General features: G+C 63.1%; 15 protein-coding genes. 9 read left to right on the plus strand and 6 right to left on the minus strand.

Annotated features, from left to right (window positions below):
- Positions 1–204 precede the first annotated feature (204 nt).
- From HU748_RS11285 to HU748_RS11295, 3 genes are all read right to left on the minus strand, one after another.
- Complete coding sequence (locus tag HU748_RS11285) at positions 205–3,015, minus strand: FAD-binding and (Fe-S)-binding domain-containing protein (RefSeq protein ID WP_186720375.1); 2,811 nt, start codon at positions 3,013–3,015, stop codon at positions 205–207.
- Between the two features lie 74 nt (positions 3,016–3,089).
- Complete coding sequence (gene lldD, locus HU748_RS11290) at positions 3,090–4,235, minus strand: FMN-dependent L-lactate dehydrogenase LldD (RefSeq protein ID WP_112897265.1); 1,146 nt, start codon at positions 4,233–4,235, stop codon at positions 3,090–3,092.
- Between the two features lie 63 nt (positions 4,236–4,298).
- Positions 4,299–5,969 (minus strand): lactate permease LctP family transporter, encoded by a 1,671-nt coding sequence (locus HU748_RS11295; protein ID WP_186711857.1) that lies wholly within the window; start codon positions 5,967–5,969, stop codon positions 4,299–4,301.
- 254 nt (positions 5,970–6,223) lie between these two features.
- On the opposite strand from HU748_RS11295, the gene HU748_RS11300 reads away from it, so the two are divergent.
- On the plus strand, positions 6,224–6,991 hold the full coding sequence (locus tag HU748_RS11300) for an FCD domain-containing protein (protein ID WP_065864952.1): 768 nt from the start codon (positions 6,224–6,226) through the stop codon (positions 6,989–6,991).
- A gap of 71 nt (positions 6,992–7,062) precedes the next feature.
- On the opposite strand, the gene smpB is transcribed toward HU748_RS11300, so the two are convergent.
- Positions 7,063–7,545, minus strand: a complete 483-nt coding sequence (smpB, locus tag HU748_RS11305; protein ID WP_027917703.1) for an SsrA-binding protein SmpB — start codon at positions 7,543–7,545, stop codon at positions 7,063–7,065.
- Between the two features lie 160 nt (positions 7,546–7,705).
- Here smpB and HU748_RS11310 point away from each other — a divergent pair, with 160 nt between their 5' ends.
- Positions 7,706–8,140, plus strand: a complete 435-nt coding sequence (locus tag HU748_RS11310; protein ID WP_054892629.1) for a type II toxin-antitoxin system RatA family toxin — start codon at positions 7,706–7,708, stop codon at positions 8,138–8,140.
- Positions 8,133–8,435: an RnfH family protein gene (locus HU748_RS11315; RefSeq protein ID WP_186720376.1), complete on the plus strand. Its 303-nt coding sequence runs from the start codon at positions 8,133–8,135 to the stop codon at positions 8,433–8,435. The genes HU748_RS11310 and HU748_RS11315 overlap by 8 nt, the downstream gene beginning before the upstream one ends.
- 69 nt (positions 8,436–8,504) lie before the next feature.
- Here HU748_RS11315 and bamE read toward each other — a convergent pair whose 3' ends face one another.
- Positions 8,505–9,026 (minus strand): outer membrane protein assembly factor BamE, encoded by a 522-nt coding sequence (bamE, locus tag HU748_RS11320; RefSeq protein WP_054892627.1) that lies wholly within the window; start codon positions 9,024–9,026, stop codon positions 8,505–8,507.
- 97 nt (positions 9,027–9,123) lie between these two features.
- Between bamE and fur the strand changes: the two genes are divergently transcribed.
- Positions 9,124–9,528 carry a ferric iron uptake transcriptional regulator gene (gene fur / locus HU748_RS11325; RefSeq protein WP_046788147.1) on the plus strand — a complete coding sequence of 135 codons (405 nt, stop codon included), beginning with the start codon at positions 9,124–9,126 and terminating at the stop codon, positions 9,526–9,528.
- 81 nt (positions 9,529–9,609) lie between these two features.
- Here fur and recN read toward each other — a convergent pair whose 3' ends face one another.
- A complete protein-coding gene (gene recN, locus HU748_RS11330) occupies positions 9,610–11,283 on the minus strand; it encodes a DNA repair protein RecN (RefSeq protein ID WP_186720377.1) in 1,674 nt (557 codons plus the stop codon).
- Positions 11,284–11,464: 181 nt separating this feature from the next.
- Here recN and grpE point away from each other — a divergent pair, with 181 nt between their 5' ends.
- The 5 genes from grpE (at position 11,465) to carA (ending at position 17,672) form a co-directional block, all read left to right on the plus strand.
- Positions 11,465–12,019, plus strand: coding sequence for a nucleotide exchange factor GrpE (gene grpE / locus HU748_RS11335; protein ID WP_112897268.1), 555 nt, complete (start codon positions 11,465–11,467; stop codon positions 12,017–12,019).
- A 101-nt stretch (positions 12,020–12,120) separates the two neighbouring features.
- Positions 12,121–14,046: a molecular chaperone DnaK gene (gene dnaK / locus HU748_RS11340; protein WP_186720378.1), complete on the plus strand. Its 1,926-nt coding sequence runs from the start codon at positions 12,121–12,123 to the stop codon at positions 14,044–14,046.
- A 201-nt stretch (positions 14,047–14,247) separates the two neighbouring features.
- Positions 14,248–15,372, plus strand: a complete 1,125-nt coding sequence (gene dnaJ, locus HU748_RS11345) for a molecular chaperone DnaJ (protein ID WP_186669394.1) — start codon at positions 14,248–14,250, stop codon at positions 15,370–15,372.
- 13 nt (positions 15,373–15,385) lie between these two features.
- Positions 15,386–16,192 carry a 4-hydroxy-tetrahydrodipicolinate reductase gene (dapB, locus tag HU748_RS11350; RefSeq protein WP_186711517.1) on the plus strand — a complete coding sequence of 269 codons (807 nt, stop codon included), beginning with the start codon at positions 15,386–15,388 and terminating at the stop codon, positions 16,190–16,192.
- A gap of 343 nt (positions 16,193–16,535) precedes the next feature.
- A complete protein-coding gene (gene carA / locus HU748_RS11355; protein ID WP_186669398.1) occupies positions 16,536–17,672 on the plus strand; it encodes a glutamine-hydrolyzing carbamoyl-phosphate synthase small subunit in 1,137 nt (378 codons plus the stop codon).
- Positions 17,673–17,751 lie beyond the last annotated feature (79 nt).

Below are 17,751 nucleotides of genomic sequence, written 5' to 3' on the forward strand. Positions count from 1 at the left end.
GCAGCGGAGGGAGGGGGCTGCAGATTAGCATTTACTTGTAACAAATGGTTGCGGGCTGTTGGGCAATAGCCTGGGTAGCCGGTCCCATTGTAGGAGCGGGTTTACCCGCGAAAACGACACCGCGCTGCCTGGCACGGGCTACGCCCGTGTTCGCGGGACAAGTCGCAGCGGCGAACCGCCGCTCCCACAGGGATTGGGCTGACCTCAGATAGCTCGTGCGCGCGTCACCCGGTCCACCAGATAGACCAACCCGTGATAGTCGATACCACTATGGTTCGACAGCCCGATCTCGCAGGTCCGGCTGGTGGAAATCCCTTCGCTGCAGTACTGCACGGCATCTTTCAGGCTGCGCAGGGAGTGGGCATTGAGCTCCGGCGTGGTGAAGCCCTTGTCGCCAGCGAACCCGCAGCAATGGATGCCCTCGGGAATCACCACCTGCTTGCTGCAACGCCGCGCGAGGTCTATCAGCGCCTGGCTTTCGCCCAGGTGCTGGGTGCTGCAGGTGACATGCACGGCCACAGGTTCCTCCTGCGGGGTGAACTCCAGCTTGTCGAGCAGATGCGTGCGGATGAAGCGTACCGGGTCGTAAAGATCCAGTCGGGTTTCCCCCAGGTCCTGTACCAGGCGCAAGGTGCAGGGGCTGGTGTCGCAGTAGATCGGGTCGAGGCCGCCGCGGCTCGCATGCAGCAGGGCGGCGATCAGTTCCTGGCGTTTGTGCTCGGCCTGTTCGGCATAGCCCTTGGAAGCGAATGGCTGGCCGCAGCAGAGGTTGTCGGCGTTGTCGGGGAAGATCACCTGGTAGCCGGCCTTTTCCAGCAGGGCCCGGGTCTTGTCCAGCAACGAGCGCTGCTCGCGATCGCCATAGGCCGGGCCCATGACGCGCGACACGCAGGCCGCGAGGTAAACCACCCGAGGTCGTGCATCGTGGCTTGCCGGGCCGAAGTCGATCGGTTTGAGCGGTTGCGGCATGGCCGGTGTCCACTGCGGCAGGCGACCGTTGCTGACTTTGCGCAGGCCGCTGCTGAGGCGTCCCAGGCGCGGGGCGCCGAGCAGCTTGCGGGCGCCGTTGGCTGCGGCGAGGGTCAGGCGTGCGCCGCTGAGGGCCGAGTGGAAGTGCTCGGCCAGCCAGTCGGCGGTCTTCAGATGGCCGGCGGCCTCGCCGCGAAGCTTTTTCACCAGCTCGCCGGTGTTGATCCCTACCGGGCAGCGCTGGGCGCACAGGCCGGTCGCGGCACAGGTGTCGAGGCCCTGGTATTGATAGGTCTGCAGCAGCTCGCGGGTGTCGAGACCGGCACGGCGCCTGGCCTGGATATCGCGCCACATGACGATGCGCTGGCGCGGGCTGAGGGTCAGCCCTTTGGACGGGCACACCGGCTCGCAGAAGCCGCATTCGATGCATTTGTCGACGATCTCGTCGGCCGCCGGCAGTGGCTTGAGGTTTTTCAGGTGGATGTCTGGATCGCTGCTGAGCACCACATCCGGGTTGAGGATGCCGTTGGGGTCGAGCAAGCGCTTGAGTGCCCACATCAATTGGTAGGCGTCCTTGCCCCATTCCAGCTCGACGAAGGGCGCCATGTTGCGTCCGGTGCCGTGCTCGGCCTTGAGCGAACCGCCGAATTCCACCGCCACCAGTTGCGCAACGTCCTCCATGAAGGCCTGGTAACGCGCAACTTCTTCGGCGCTGTTGAAGCCCTGGGTGAAAACGAAGTGCAGGTTGCCTTCCAGCGCGTGGCCGAAAATGATCGCCTCGTCGTAGTGATGCTTGTCGAACAGCTGGATCAGGCGGTTGACGCCTTCGGCCAGTTGTTCGACCGGGAAGGTTACGTCTTCGATGATCACTGTGGTGCCGGTCTGGCGCACGGCGCCGACAGCGGGGAAGGTGTCCTTGCGAATCTTCCACAGCAGGTTGTACACCGCCGGATCTTCGCTGAACTCGACCTTCTGCTCGAGCGGGAACTCGGCGATGGACCCCATCACCTGCGCCAGTTGTTCGTGCAGCAGGCTCTGGCTGGCGGCGCGGGACTCGATCAGCAGGGCGCAGGCGTTGTCTGACAGGCCCTTCACCCAGGCCGGCATGCCTGGCATCTCCTGCACCGAGCGCAGGCTGCGGCGGTCGAGCAGCTCGACCGCCGACACGGGCTGGCGCTTGAGCACGGTCACCGCTCGGCAGCAGCTTTCGACACTGGGGAACACCAGCAGGGCGCTGGCCTTGTGCGGGTGGTCGGGCACGGTGTCGTAGGTGACTGCGCTGATGAAGCCCAGGGTGCCTTCGGAGCCGACCAGCAGATGCTGAAGGATGTCCAGCGGCTGGTCGTAGTCCACCAGTGCGTTGAGCGAGAGGCCGGTGGTGTTCTTCAACCGGTACTTGTGGCGGATACGGTCGGCCAGTTCGGTGTTGGCGCGGGTCTCACGGCCAAGGCGGGCAAGTTCGTCGAGCAGCGCGGCGTGGCTTTGTTCGAAGGCGGCGACGCTGGCCGGATCCTCGCTGTCCAGGCGAGTGCCGTCGGCCAGCACCAGGCGCAGGCCGGCAAGGGTGTGGTAGGTGTTCTGCGCGGTGCCGCAGCACATGCCGCTGGCATTGTTGGCGACGATGCCGCCGATCTTGCAGGCATTGATCGACGCCGGATCTGGCCCGATCTTGCGCCCATAGGGGGCCAGCCAGGCATTGGCCTGGGCACCGATGACCCCGGGCTGCAGGCGGATCTGTTCGCCCTGGTTGCGAATCTCGCGGCCGTTCCAGTTGTCGCCCAGCACGATCAGCACCGAATCGCTGATGGCCTGGCCGGAAAGGCTGGTGCCAGCGGCACGGAAGGTTACCGGCACGCGCTCGCGCTGGGCCAGGCGGATCAGCTCGACCACCTCGTCCTCGGATTCGACGCGCACCACCAGCTTGGGGATCAGCCGGTAGAAACTGGCGTCGGTGCCGAAGGCCAGGGTCGAAGTCGGGTTGTCGAAACGGCGTTCGGCAGGGATCAGGCGCTCGGCATCACGCAGGAACGCAGCGGGCAGGCTCATGCAATCTCCTCGCGGGGCCGGCGCGTCTGGCGCGCGACGTGCCCCGGACTATCAGGCGTTTGTTTCGTAAGGGCTCAGGCGCCCAGCTCGCGTACCAGCGAATCGCGGCTGATCTCGCCGATCGACTTGGCGCCGGTCAGTACCATGGCCACGCGCATTTCTTTCTCGAACAGCTCCAGCAGGTTCTTCACCCCGGCCTGGCCATGCACGGCCAGGGCCCAGAGGAAGGCGCGGCCGATCAGTACCGTGTCGGCGCCCAGGGCGATCATGCGCACCACGTCCAGGCCGCTGCGGATGCCCGAGTCGGCGAGGATCTTCAAGTCACCCTTGACCGCGTCGGCAATGGCCGGCAGGGCGCGGGCGCTGGACAGCACGCCGTCGAGCTGGCGGCCGCCGTGGTTGGAGACGACGATGCCGTCGGCACCGAACCTCACGGCGTCACGGGCGTCATCGGCGTCGAGGATGCCCTTGATGATCATCGGGCCGTCCCAGAATTCGCGGATCCACTCCAGGTCCTTCCAGGAAATCGACGGGTCGAAATTGTTGCCCAGCCAGCCGATGTAGTCGGCAAGGCCGGTCGGGTTGCCGCGATAGGTGGAAATGTTGCCCAGGTCGTGCGGGCGTCCCATCACGCCGACGTCCCAGGCCCATTCAGGGTGGGTCATGGCTTGCAGCACGCGACGCATCGGGCCGTTGGCGCCACTCATGCCGGAATGGGCGTCGCGGTAGCGGGCGCCGGGCACGGGCATGTCGACGGTGAACACCAGCGTCTTCACCCCGGCGGCCTTGGCGCGCTCCAGGGCGTTGCGCATGAAGCCGCGGTCCTTGAGGACATACAGCTGGAACCACATGGGCCGGTCGATGGCCGGCGCCACTTCCTCGATCGGGCAGACCGACACCGTGGACAGGGTGAAGGGAATGCCGTGCGCCGCCGCCGCGCGCGCCGCTTGCACTTCGCCACGGCGCGCGTACATGCCGGTGAGGCCGACCGGGGCCAGAGCCACGGGCATGCTCAGGGTTTCGTCGAACAGCCGGGTCTGAAGGCTCAGCTCCGACATGTTTCTCAGGACCCGCTGGCGCAGGGCGATGCTGGCCAGGTCCGAGACGTTGTGGCGCAGGGTGTGCTCGGCGTAGGCGCCGCCGTCGGCGTAGTGGAACAGGAAGGGGGGCAGCTTGCGCTGGGCCGCGGCGCGATAGTCGGTGGAGGCGGAAATGATCATGGATTCTCGCAGCGTGGGTTGAGGGAGCTGCCGGGCGCATGAGGGCGCCCGGCCCCTGTCACTTTAGTGATGAACCAGCATACCGGTCAGCCAATAGGCCTGGACCAGGGTGATCAGGCCGACGATGGTAGCGAAGAACAGGCTGTGCTTGACGGTGAAGCGGAACAGGTCCGACTCCTTGCCGACCAGGCCGGTGGCGGCGCAGGCCACGGCGATCGACTGCGGCGAGATCATCTTGCCGGTCACGCCGCCGCTGGTGTTGGCGGCGACCAGCAAGGTGTCGCTGACGCCGATCTGGTGCGCGGTGGTGGCCTGCAGCGAGCTGAACAGGGCGTTGGACGACGTATCGGAGCCGGTCAGGAACACGCCCAGCCAACCCAGGAACGGCGAGAAGAACGGGAACGCCGCGCCGGTGCCGGCCAGGACCAGCGCCATGGTCGAGGACATGCCCGAGTAGTTGGTGACGAAGGCGAAGGCCAGCACCATGCCAATCGACAGGATCGGCCAGCGCAGTTCCCAGAAGGTCTCTTTGAAAGTGGTAAGACCAGTTTTGAAGTTGATCTTCAAGACCCACATCGAGATCAGTGCCGACAGGAAGATCGCGGTGCCGGTGGCGGAGATCGGGTCGAGCTTGAACACCGCCGGCATTGCGGTCGGCGCGGTCACGATCGGCGCGGTCTTGATCACCAGTTGATCGAGGTGCGGGATGGCGAAGTTGAACACGAAGTTGTACATCGCACCGCCCGGCGCGAATGCGGCCTTGAAGGGCTTGAGGGTCCAGATGGTCACCAGCACGGTGAGAATCAGGAATGGCGACCAGGCCTTGAAGATCTCGCCGAAGCTGTACGGCGAAGGCTGGCTGCCGCCACTGCTGACCACGGCTGCACCGACACTGCCCTTGGCCTCGGCGAACGCGCGCTTGGGCTGCCAGACTTTGAGGAACAGGGTCAGGGCGATCAGGCTGGCCAGGGCCGAGGTGATGTCCGGCAGTTCAGGACCGATGAAGTTGGAGGTGAAGTACTGGGTCACGGCGAAGCTCAGGCCGGCGACCAGCGCGGCGGGCCAGGTCTCTTTCACGCCACGCAGGCCATCCATCATGAACACCAGCCAGAACGGCACGAACAGCGACAGCAGCGGCAGCTGGCGGCCGGTCATGGCGCCAATGTGGAAGGCGTCGATGCCGGTCACCTGCCCGGCGACGATGATCGGGATACCCAAGGCGCCGAAGGCGACCGGCGCGGTGTTGGCGATCAGGCACAGACCGGCGGCATACAGCGGGTTGAAGCCCAGGCCCACCAGCAGTGCGGCGGTGATGGCCACAGGGGCGCCAAAGCCCGCTGCACCCTCAAGGAAGGCACCGAAGCAGAAGCCGATCAGCAGCACCTGCAGGCGCTGGTCGTCGGTGATCGACAGCACCGAGCTGCGGATGACTTCGAACTGGCCGCTCTTGACCGTGAGTTTGTACAGGAACACCGCGGCAACGATGATCCAGGCAATCGGCCAGAGGCCGTAGAGGAAGCCATAGCCTGCTGCGGCAAGGGCCATGTCGACAGGCATCTGGAAGGCGAAGATCGCCACCAGGATCGACAGGCCGAGGGTAATGCTGCCTGCCACGTGGCCCTTGAGGCGGAACACGGCGAGGGCGAGGAAGAAGAACACGATGGGGATGACCGCCGCCAGTGCGGACAGGCCGAGACTACCAAGCGGTGTGTAGAGTTGTTGCCAGGTTTGCATATGGGGTGACCCCTAATTGTTGTTGGTCAGCACTGGCATTGGATAATTGGTAAGACCAATTTACAATGACTGGTCGCTAGGTTAAAAGCCGGATACGGGGTGTGTCAATTTGTCCCAAGCAAAACTTTGGTCGAGTGCCGATGAGCGGATGGCGAGATCGCGTCGGATCAATCGAGGAATATCTGTTGGGCTGCCGCGGATAGGCGCAGAATAGGCGCCCCGAAATCGGTGCCGGGGTTTGTGGAGAGCATGTGATGGTTTTTGATCAGGTCCGCCAACGGCGCCTGTCCGACGATATCGTCGATCGACTGGAAGGGATGATTCTCGAGGGGACGTTGACCTCAGGGCAGCGCCTGCCCGCCGAACGCGCCCTGGCCGAGCAGTTTGGCGTTTCCCGCCCGTCGTTGCGCGAGGCGATCCAGAAACTGGTGGCCAAGGGGCTGCTGGTCAGCCGCCAGGGGGGCGGCAACTATGTGGCCGAGTCGCTGGGATCGACGTTCAGTGATCCCTTGTTGCAGTTGCTCGAGCACAACCCTGAGGCTCAGCGCGACCTGCTGGAGTTTCGTCACACCCTTGAGGCCTCATGCGCCTTCTACGCAGCCCAGCGTGCTACCGAGCCGGATCGGGCGCGGTTGAAGGCCGCCTTCGATGCGCTGCAGGACTGCTATGCCCGCGTCGATGAGGTCAGTCGTGCAGAAGAAGGCGCTGCGGATGCGCGTTTTCATCTGGCGATTGCCGAAGCCAGCCACAATGCCGTGCTGCTGCATACCATTCGTGGCCTGTTCGACCTGCTCAAGCGCAATGTGGTGACCAACATCGGGGGCATGTACCAGCAGCGCACGGAGACGCGCGACATGCTGATCAGTCAGCATCGCGAACTGTACGAGGCGATCGTCGAGGGGCGTGCGGAAGATGCGCGGGAGGTGTCGAGTCGGCACATCCTGTATGTGCAGGAAGTGCTGGAAGAGGCGCAGCAGGAAGCTCAGCGCGTGGCGCGTGCGGAGCGACGCAGCGGGCGCTAGACAGGTGTTGCAGCATTCGCGGGCAAGCCGAAGCGCCGAACCGCCGCTGCGACTTGCCCGCTGAAGAAGATCTACTCTTCCTTGCCCTTGTTGCGCACCGCACGCTGTAGCTCGCGGTTGGAGTCGCGCTCGCGCATCGTGTCGCGCTTGTCGAACTCCTTCTTGCCCTTGCCGAGCGCGATTTCGCACTTGATCAGGTGCTTGCTCCAGTACAGCGCCAAGGCCACGCAGGTGTAGCCTTTCTGCGCCACGGCAGCTTCCACGCGCTCGAGCTCGCGCTTGTTCAGCAGCAGCTTGCGGGTACGCATGGGGTCGGCGATGACGTGGGTGCTGGCGGTGTTCAGCGGGGTGATGTGGCTGCCGAACAGCCAGGCTTCGCCATCCTTGAGCAGCACGTAGCTGTCGGTCAGGTGCGCCTTGCCGGCCCGCAGGCTTTTTACTTCCCAACCGGACAGGACCAGCCCGGCCTCGAACTTGTGTTCGATGAAGTAATCGTGTCGCGCTTTCTTGTTCTGCGCGATGGTCCCGGTCGGATGTTTCTTTTGCTTAGCCATAGGGGCGGCATTATAGGCAGTCGCCACGTCCTCTGGCTATGGGGTTCGGTGCGCTTGAGCCTGCAGGATGAATCCCGGACAATGCAGGCCTCGTTCCGTTGCACGGAACCGTTCCGAAGCGCTGCGATGCGCTGCCGCCCAGCTTGGAAGTGATGCCTGGATGACTACCCATATTCAACGCTCCGCCCTGCTGCCATACCCTGCCCAGGCGCTCTACGACCTGGTCAACGACGTGGCCAGCTACCCTGAGTTTCTTCCCTGGTGCTCGGACTCGACGGTGCTCGAGGCGAGTGACACCCACATGCGGGCGAAGCTGGAGGTGGCCAAGGGCGGCATGAGCCAGCAGTTCGTCACGCGCAATGTGCTGGTGCCGGGGCAATCCATCGAGATGAATCTGGAAGAAGGACCCTTCACCCAGTTGCATGGCGTATGGGTGTTCAAGGCGCTGGGCGAAAAAGCCTGCAAGATCAGCCTCGACCTGTCGTTCGATTATGCCGGGCCGCTGGTGCGCGCCACCCTCGGGCCATTGTTCAACCAGGCAGCCAACACCCTCGTCGATGCCTTCTGCCAGCGAGCCAAGCAGCTGCATGGCTGAGACGCTGGGTATCGAGGTGGCCTACGCGACTGCCGAGCGCCAATGGCTGCTGGCGTGTCTGGTGCCGCAGGGCGTGACGCTGCGTGAGGCCTTGCGGTTGTCTGGCATTGCTGCGCAAGTGCCAGGGCTGGATATTGAAAGCTGCCCGGTGGGCGTGTTTGGCAAGGTCGTTGCCGAACCGCATCAGCGTCAGGTCGAGGAGGGTGAACGCCTGGAAATCTACCGGCCGCTGCTGGTGGACCCGAAGGCGATGCGCAGGCAGCGAGCCGAAAAGGCCAAGGCTGCACGCGGGTAAGGTTGTTGCTGTATACGCTGCGCAATAAAAAGCCCGGACCAGGTCCGGGCTTTTTCATGGGCCATGCCGTTATTGCGGCGAGGTCTCCAGTGGCGCCGGCGTAGGCACCGGGGTCGTCTCGATGGTGTCGATTTCGCGTTGGATCGACTCTTCCGTCGAGCCAGCCTTGGCTGGTTTTTCTGGCTGTTGAGACGGCTGGTTGGCCGGGCTGACGGTCGTGGTGCTGCTGCCGCCCAGGATTTCCTGGTCGCGGCTTACGCCCGGCATGAAGTCGCCGGAAAGGCTGACCAGTTGGTCGCTCTCGTTGAAGAAGATACTCATGCGCTCCTGCTGGCGCTTACCGCCGCCAGGCTGGATGCTGTAGAGATAATCCCAGCGATTGGTGTTGAAGGTGTCCTGCAGGAGTGGGTTGCCCATGATAAACCTTACTTGCCGTCGGGTCATTCCGGGGCGCAATTGGTCTATCATGTCCTGCGTGACGACATTGCCCTGCTGGATGTCGATTTTGTAAACCCCGGGAAACGAGCAACCGGCGAGTGCGAGCAGTCCCACGAGGGTGAGGCTGGTTAGCAAGAGCTTGGTGTTTTGCATCGGTGGGCGACTTCCACTATCTTGGCTGGACAACGTAAACCCCGATCATACCCGTATTAAGAGAAGCTGCGAAGCAGCATCGGCGAGAAAGCTGACCATGGTTGAAAATAGCGAATTGCGCAAAGCCGGTCTCAAGGTGACCCTGCCTCGAGTCAAGATCCTTCAGATGCTCGATTCGACCGAGCAGCGTCACATGAGCGCCGAGGATGTTTACAAGGCGCTGATGGAAGCGGGTGAGGATGTCGGTCTGGCGACCGTCTACCGCGTACTGACCCAGTTCGAAGCTGCGGGTCTGGTGGTTCGCCACAACTTCGATGGCGGCCACGCGGTGTTCGAGCTGGCCGATGGCGGACACCACGACCATATGGTCAACGTGGACACCAGCGAAGTGATCGAATTCATGGATGCGGAGATCGAGCGCCGTCAGAAAGAGATCGTCGCCGAACATGGCTACGAGCTCGTGGACCACAACCTGGTCCTGTATGTGCGTAAGAAAAAGTAACGATTTCGATCGTTATTAACAGCAAAGGCGACCTTCGGGTCGCCTTTGTGCTTTCTGGCGCGGGTCGAGGAGTGAGCTGCCTCAGGCCTTGCCGCTGACTACCATCTTGCGCGCATGCGCCAGGGACTCTTTGGTCAGGTCTATCCCACCCAGCATGCGTGCCACTTCTTCGACCCGCTCGCGCTTGCCGAGGCTGGCCACGGCGGTATGGGTGGTGTCGCTGTTGCGTACCTTGTGCACGAACAGGTGATGGTGCCCTTGGGCTGCAACCTGCGGCAGGTGGGTGACGGTCAGGACCTGGCCGCGCTCGCCCAGGCGGCGCAACAGTTGGCCGACGATCTCGGCGGTCGGGCCGCCGATGCCCACGTCCACTTCGTCAAAGACCAGTGTGGGAATGCGCGAGGTTTGTGCGGTGATGACCTGAATGGCCAGGCTGATGCGTGACAGCTCACCTCCCGAAGCCACTTTGGCCAGCCCCTTGAGCGGTTGGCCGGGGTTGGCGCTGACCAGCAACTCGACCTGCTCCAGCCCGTGGGGCGAAAGCTCACCGCTCTCGTTGGGCGACAGCTCGATACAGAAGCGCCCGCCGGGCATGCCCAGGCGCTGGATCTCCTGCTCGACCGCCACCGCCAGTTGCGCTGCGGCCTGCCGGCGCAGATTGCTGAGCTCGACGGCCTTCTCTTTATAGTGCTGTGCATAGGCGGCCAGCTCGCCGCCCAGGCGCTCGATGGATTCATCGCTGGCGTTGAGCCCTTCGAGCTCTTCCATCAGGCGCTGTTGCAGGTGTGGCAACTCGCTCGGGTGCACGCGGTGCTTGCGAGCGAGGGTATAGAGGGTGTCGAGCCGCTCTTCCAGTGCTTGCAGGCGCAGAGGGTCGGCGTCGAAGTGATCGAGGAAGCGGTTGAGCTCGCCAACCGCTTCCTCGATCTGGATCTGCGCACTGGCGATCAGGTTGACGGCTTCGCCCAATGCCTTGGGGGCGTTGTTCACGGCGGTCAGGCGATTGAGGCTGACCGTCAGGGCGCTGAGCACGTTGCCGGAGTCGCTTTCGCTGCATTGATCGATGACCTGGCGGCAGATGCCGAACAGGGCTTCGGCATTGGTCAGGTTCTTGTGCTCGTGCTCAAGCTGTTCCAGCTCGTTTTCGCCAAGGCCCAGGTTGTCGAGCTCTTCGAGCTGGTAGCTCAGTAGCTGATGACGGGCGCGTTGCTCGTCGCCGGAGTTGGAAAGGCGCTCCAGCTCCAGGCGGGTCTGGCGCCAGCGCTGGGCTGCCAGTTGCACCTGGCGGGCGAGGTCGACGGCGCCGGCGTACTCGTCGACCAGACGACGATGCGTGTCGGTCTTGAGGAGCGACTGGTGCTCGTGCTGGCTGTGGATGTCGATCAGTAGCTCGCCGAGTGCCTTGAGGTCGGCAAGCGGGCAGGGAGTGCCGTTGATGTAGCCGCGGCTGCGGCCTTCGGCGGTGATCACCCGCCGCAGGATGCACGGGCCGTCGGTGTCGAGGTCGCGTTCTGCCAGCCAGGTGCGGGCTTCGGGGATATCGACCAGGTCGAAGGTGGCAAGCAGGTCGGCCTTGTCGGCGCCGGGTCGTACCACGCCACTGTCGGCGCGGTCGCCCAGCGCCAGGCCAAGCGCGTCGAGCATGATCGACTTGCCAGCGCCTGTTTCGCCGGTGATCACCGACATTCCGCGGGCGAGTTCGAGGTCGAGGTGCTCGACGATGGCGTAGTTGTGAATGGACAGGTGCACCAGCATGAGGGCCACTCCCGAAGGTCATGTCTGTTTATTTATACAGTACTTTTTTCCTGCCTGCCAATGCTCGCCTGATGAATGTGGAAATGCCGCTCGCCCCTTGAACCTGTTTTTTCCGACCCCATATAACCGGCAGACAAGGCAGGCATGACCTGTACACCAGAAATTGCGGAGGAGAGACCCGATGGCTGACGAACAGCTGGATGAACAAAACCTTAACGCCGAAGAAGCCGGCTCCGAAGATCTCGGTGCCCGCGTCCAGGTGCTCGAGGAGCAGCTGGCCGCCGCCAAGGATCAGTCGCTGCGCGTGGCTGCAGACCTGCAGAACATCCGCCGTCGTGCCGAGCAGGACGTCGAGAAGGCTCACAAGTTCGCCCTGGAGAAATTCGCCGGCGACCTGCTGCCGGTGATCGACAGCCTGGAACTGGCCCTGGCCCACTCCAGCGCCGATGACGAGAACGTCAAGCAGATCCGCGAAGGTGTCGAGCTGACCCTGAAGATGTTCCAGGACACCCTCAAGCGCTACAACCTCGAAGCCGTCGATCCCCATGGCCAGCCGTTCAACCCTGAGCATCACCAGGCCATGGCCATGCAGGAAAACGCCGAGGTAGAGCCGAACAGCGTGCTCAACGTGTTCCAGAAGGGTTATCTGCTCAACGGTCGCCTGCTGCGCCCCGCCATGGTGGTGGTCAGCAAGGCGCCGGCAGCGCCCCAGCCTTCTATCGACGAAAAGGCTTGAAATCCGCCGGGGCATCCCCATCTAGGTGTCAAGCCTTCAAGTATTACCGCAGTTGGCCAAAGTAGTCGCTGCTACCAAATTCAAGTTTCGGGAGAGTTAACATGGGCAAAATCATCGGTATCGACCTGGGGACGACCAACTCGTGCGTCTCCATTCTGGAAAACGGTAACGTCAAGGTCATCGAGAACGCCGAAGGTGCGCGTACCACCCCTTCGATCGTGGCCTACGCCAACGACGGCGAAATCCTGGTCGGTCAGTCGGCCAAGCGCCAGGCCGTCACCAACCCGCACAACACCCTGTTCGCAGTGAAGCGCCTGATTGGCCGCCGCTTCGAAGAAGACGTCGTGCAGAAAGACATCAAGCTGGTCCCGTACAAGATCGTCAAGGCCGGCAACGGTGACGCCTGGGTCGAGGCCGCTGGCAAGGAAATGGCTCCGCCGCAGATCAGCGCCGAAGTCCTGAAGAAAATGAAGAAGACCGCCGAAGACTACCTCGGCGAGCCTGTCACCGAAGCGGTCATCACCGTTCCGGCCTACTTCAACGACAGCCAGCGCCAGGCTACCAAGGATGCCGGTCGCATCGCCGGTCTGGACGTCAAGCGCATCATCAACGAACCGACCGCCGCTGCACTGGCCTATGGCATGGACAAGGCCAAGGGCGACCACACCGTCATCGTCTATGACCTGGGTGGTGGTACTTTCGACGTGTCGGTCATCGAAATCGCCGAAGTCGACGGTGAGCATCAGTTCGAAGTACTGGCCACCAACGGTGACACCTTCCTGGGTGGTGAAGACTTCGACATGCGCCTGATCGACTACCTCGTCGACGAGTTCAAGAAAGAGTCCGGCATGGATCTGAAGAACGATCCGCTGGCACTGCAGCGTCTGAAAGAAGCTGCTGAAAAGGCCAAGATCGAGCTGTCTTCCGCTCAGTCGACCGACGTCAACCTGCCGTACATCACTGCTGATGCAACCGGTCCGAAGCACTTGAACGTGAAGATCTCCCGCGCCAAGCTGGAGTCGCTGGTCGAAGACCTGGTCAGCCGTACCATCGAGCCTTGCCGCATCGCCCTGAAAGATGCCGGTATCGACGCGAGCAAGATCGACGACGTGATCCTCGTCGGTGGCCAGACTCGTATGCCGCTGGTGCAGAAAGCCGTTGCCGACTTCTTTGGCAAGGAAGCGCGCAAGGACGTTAACCCGGACGAAGCCGTTGCCATGGGTGCCGCCATCCAGGGTGCAGTACTGGCCGGTGACGTGAAGGACGTCCTGCTGCTCGACGTCAGCCCGCTGACCCTGGGTATCGAAACCATGGGTGGCGTGATGACCGCGCTGATCGAGAAGAACACCACCATCCCGACCAAGAAGTCGCAGGTGTTCTCGACTGCCGACGACAACCAGGGTGCAGTGACCATCCACGTCCTGCAGGGCGAGCGCAAGCAAGCTGCGCAGAACAAGTCGCTGGGCAAGTTCGACCTGGCTGACATTCCGCCAGCCCCGCGCGGTGTTCCACAGATCGAAGTGACCTTCGACATCGACGCCAACGGCATCCTGCATGTCGGCGCGAAAGACAAGGCCACTGGCAAGGCGCAGTCGATCGTGATCAAGGCCAACTCCGGCCTGTCCGACGAAGAAGTCGAGCGCATGGTGCGTGATGCCGAGGCCAACGCCGAGGAAGACCGCAAGTTCGAAGAGCTGGCCGCTGCCCGCAACCAGGGTGATGCGCTGGTTCACTCGACCCGCAAGATGGTCGTCGACGCCGGTGACAAGGCGACTGCCGAGGAAAAGGCTGCGATCGAAGCTGCCGTGGTTGCCCTGGAAGCTGCAGTCAAGGGCGACGACAAGGCTGCCATCGACGCCAAGGTCGAGGAACTGTCCAAGGTCTCCGCGACAGTTGCCCAGAAGATGTACGCCGAGCAACAGGCACAGCAGCCTCAGGACGGCGCTCAGCAGGCCGAGCCGGAAGCCAAGCACGATGACGTGGTTGACGCCGAGTTCGAGGAAGTGAAAGACAACAACAAGCAGTAATGCCTGCATGTTGTCGGCCGGTTCATCGCCATTGGTCGGTGAACTGGTAGGATGTCGCCGCGCGGGGGCTTGCTCCCGCGTTGGCGTGTCTGGAACACGGGAAATATTTCCAGCATCTGTCAGGGCGCATCAGGCGTGTTGCGGCAGGTGCTGACGGCACGGTGCACAGATGCCGAAAGCCCTCAAGAGTGCAAATGACCTATGGCAAAGCGTGATTTTTATGAGGTCCTGGGTGTCGAGCGCGGCGCCAGCGAAGGTGACCTCAAGAAGGCCTATCGCCGCCTGGCGATGAAATTCCACCCGGACCGCAACCCGGGCGACAAAGAGTCGGAAGAGAGGTTCAAGGAGGCCAACGAGGCCTACGAAGTGCTCTCCGATGCCAGCAAGCGCGCGGCCTACGATCAGTACGGCCATGCCGGCGTCGACCCGAGTATGGGTGGCGGTGGCGCCGGTTTCGGCGGCGCGAACTTCTCCGATATCTTCGGCGACGTCTTCAGCGACTTCTTTGGTGGCGGTCGCGGCGGCGGCCGTGGTGGTGCCCAGCGGGGCAGTGACCTGCGCTACACCCTCGAGCTGAACCTGGAAGAAGCAGTGCGTGGCACCACGGTCAACATTCGTGTGCCGACGCTGGTCAACTGTCAGCCCTGTGACGGGACGGGCGCCAAGAAGGGCTCTACACCGTCGACGTGCCCGACCTGCGGTGGCATCGGTCAGGTGCGCATGCAGCAAGGCTTCTTCTCCGTGCAGCAGACCTGCCCGCGCTGTCATGGCCAGGGCAAGATCATCACCGACCCTTGCAACGCCTGCCATGGCGAAGGACGGGTCGAGGAATACAAGACCCTGTCGGTCAAGGTGCCGGCAGGCGTCGATACCGGTGATCGCATCCGTCTGTCTGGCGAGGGCGAGGCGGGGGCCCATGGTGGTCCGACTGGTGACCTGTACGTGGTGATCAGTGTGCGCGAGCACGCGATCTTCCAGCGTGACGGCAAGCACCTGTTCTGCGAAGTGCCGATCAGCTACACCGATGCGGCGCTGGGTGGCGAGCTGGAAGTGCCGACGCTGGACGGCCGGGTCAAGTTGAAGATCCCGGAAGGCACCCAGACCGGCAAGCAGTTCCGCCTGCGCGGCAAGGGCGTTGCGCCGGTGCGCGGTGGTGCGGCGGGCGATTTGCTGTGCCGTGTTGCGGTGGAAACGCCGGTCAACCTGAGCCGTCGCCAGCGCGAACTGCTCGAAGAGCTGCGTGACTCGCTCGAAGGCGACAGCTCCCATTCGCCCAAGGCCAGCGGCTGGTTCGAGGGTGTGAAGCGCTTCTTCGGCGATCTCTGACAAGGAACAGGCTATGCGACGTATTGCGGTAATGGGCGCGGCAGGGCGGATGGGCAAGACCCTCGTCGAAGCCGTGCAGCAGCAGGCTCCCCAGGCTGGCCTGACGGCGGCGATCGATCGTCCGGACAGCACCCTGGTGGGTGCCGACGCCGGCGAGCTCGCGGCGCTGGGTCGTATCGGCGTGCCGATCTCCGATGACCTGACCAAGGTCGCTGACGAGTTCGATGTGCTGATCGACTTCACTCACCCGTCGGTGACCCTGAAGAACCTGGCGTTCTGCCGTAAGGCGGGCAAGGCCATGGTGATCGGCACCACTGGCTTCTCGCCGGAAGAGAAGCTGCTGCTGGTCGAGGCGGGCAAGGAGATTCCGATCGTCTTCGCTGCCAACTTCAGCATTGGCGTCAACCTGTGCCTGAAATTGCTCGATACTGCCGCGCGGGTGCTGGGTGACGAGGTGGACATCGAGATCATCGAGGCTCACCACCGCCACAAGGTCGACGCTCCGTCGGGTACCGCGCTGCGCATGGGTGAGGTGGTTGCACAGGCGTTGGGTCGCGACCTGCAGGAAGTGGCCGTCTATGGTCGCGAAGGCCAGACCGGCGCGCGTGATCGCCAGACCATCGGCTTTGCCACTGTGCGTGCCGGTGACGTGGTCGGTGATCACACTGTGCTGTTCGCGGCAGAGGGCGAGCGCGTCGAGATCACCCACAAGGCCTCGAGCCGCATGACTTTCGCCAAGGGTGCCGTACGTGCGGCGCTGTGGCTGGATGGCCGCGAGCCTGGGCTGTACGACATGCAGGATGTGCTCGAGCTGCATTGAGGCGTCAGTGCGGCAGTGGCTTGTTCGCGGGACAAGTCGCAGCGGCGAACCGCCGCTCCCACAGGAAATACACGAACCTGAAGGCTTGCAAAAATCCAGTGGGAGCGGGCTTGCCCGCGTAGAAGCCATCGCCGACGCCAGTCTGTCGCAATCATGTGTTTTAGAGGCACATATACGGTAGACCGAAACCTCACTTTTCTGTAGACTACAGCTTTAGTGTATCCACTAAAAGCGCGCAGAGAATTGAATTCAGCACATAAAAGCGGGGTGACGTATCCATACGGCACTCCGCTTTTTTGCAACCTGCGATCGCCCCTTCATGCGTCATTTACGGGAGGTCTTCTTGACAAAGCCAGCCATACTCGCCCTTGCTGATGGCAGCATTTTTCGCGGTGAGGCCATTGGGGCCGACGGACAAACCGTTGGTGAGGTGGTGTTCAACACCGCTATGACCGGCTACCAGGAAATCCTTACAGACCCTTCCTATTCGCAGCAGATCGTCACCCTGACCTACCCGCACATCGGCAACACCGGTACTACGCCGGAAGACGCCGAATCGAACCGTGTATGGTCCGCAGGCCTGGTCATCCGTGACCTGCCGCTGCTGGCCAGCAACTGGCGCAACACCCAATCGCTGCCGGACTACCTCAAGGCCAACAACGTCGTTGCCATCGCTGGCATCGACACCCGTCGCCTGACCCGTATCCTGCGTGAGAAAGGCGCCCAGAACGGCTGCATCCTGGCCGGTGACAACATCACCGAAGAGCAGGCCATCGCCGCTGCCCGTGCCTTCCCGGGCCTCAAGGGCATGGACCTGGCCAAGGTCGTCTCCACCAAGGAGCGCTACGAGTGGCGTTCCAGCGTGTGGGAGCTGAAAACCGACAGCCACCCGACCATCGAGGCCGCCGACCTGCCGTACCACGTCGTCGCCTACGACTATGGCGTCAAGCTGAACATCCTGCGCATGCTGGTCGCTCGTGGCTGTCGTGTGACCGTGGTGCCTGCCCAGACCCCGGCGAGCGAAGTGCTGGCGCTGAATCCGGACGGCGTGTTCCTGTCCAACGGCCCAGGCGATCCTGAACCGTGCGACTACGCGATCCAGGCGATCAAGGATGTCCTCGAGACCGAGATTCCAGTCTTCGGCATCTGCCTCGGCCACCAGTTGCTGGCCCTGGCCTCCGGTGCCAAGACCGTCAAGATGGGCCACGGCCACCACGGTGCCAACCACCCGGTCCAGGACCTGGATACCGGTGTGGTCATGATCACCAGCCAGAACCACGGTTTCGCCGTCGACGAAGCCACCCTGCCGGGCAACGTGCGTGCCATCCACAAGTCGCTGTTCGACGGCACCCTGCAGGGTATCGAGCGTACCGACAAGAGCGCGTTCAGCTTCCAGGGCCACCCTGAAGCGAGCCCAGGCCCGACCGACGTCGCGCCACTGTTCGATCGTTTCATCGATGCCATGGCCAAGCGCCGCTGAGCATCCTGCATCAAGGCCCCGGACCGGCATGCGCCGCGTCCGGAAGCGCCTGACCCAGATTGTTCAAGACGGCTTGCCG

The sequence above is a fragment of the Pseudomonas sp. RW3S2 genome (assembly GCF_014268955.1).
In the GTDB taxonomy this organism is placed as follows: Bacteria; Pseudomonadota; Gammaproteobacteria; order Pseudomonadales; family Pseudomonadaceae; genus Aquipseudomonas; species Aquipseudomonas wayambapalatensis.